This is a genomic window from Kitasatospora nipponensis (assembly GCF_039528135.1).
Classification (GTDB): domain Bacteria; phylum Actinomycetota; class Actinomycetes; order Streptomycetales; family Streptomycetaceae; genus Kitasatospora; species Kitasatospora nipponensis.
Genome location: NZ_BAAALF010000868.1, coordinates 1 through 611 on the forward strand (window position 1 = coordinate 1; position 611 = coordinate 611).

At 66.3% G+C, this 611-nt stretch carries 1 protein-coding gene; it reads right to left on the reverse strand.

Going from position 1 to position 611, the window contains the following annotated elements:
* Positions 1-362: TetR/AcrR family transcriptional regulator (locus ABD323_RS43770; RefSeq protein ID WP_425556363.1), on the reverse strand; the 362-nt coding region annotated here is incomplete at its 3' end.
* Positions 363-611 lie beyond the last annotated feature (249 nt).

Here is a 611-nt window from a genome sequence, read left to right on the forward strand (position 1 = left end):
ATCGCCGACAGTTGGGGATCGCGCGCCGCCTCGCTTCGCAGCTCGAAGTAGGCGAGCATGCGCGGTCGCCCGGGCCCGGCGACGTTCTCCAACAGCCCCCCCAACAGGCCCACCAGCTCCTCGCGGTCGCAAGGCCCGGGGCCGGCGGCCGTCATCTGCGCCGCGACCTGGCCGTACTGCTCAACGCACCGCTCGGCTGCCGCGCGCAGCAGGGCCTCTCGGGTCGGGAAGTAGTTCTTCGCGGTCCCCACTGGCACTTCTGCGGCCGCGTCGACGGCCCGGTGCGTCAGACCGCGCCCGCCCGCGCTGGCCAGCACTTCGATAGCGGCGTCGCGCAGCAGGTTCCGGCGGTCCTGATTCATCGGTGCTCCTAGTTCTTCGGTATCTTGCCACACTACCCCAATTGTGGTACCACAGATGTGGTATGCAATGCCGACGCTTCATTGGGGGGAACCATGGCGCAATTCAGAAGAGACTGCGGCGCGCGGCTTCAAGATCTTGATGACCCACTCGAAATCATGGCAAGAATGCTGACCCGTCAGAACCCTCCGAGGAGCTGAGGCCGAGATGACCGCTGCGAGGAACGCCGAGCAGGCGAAGGTGATCCCGAT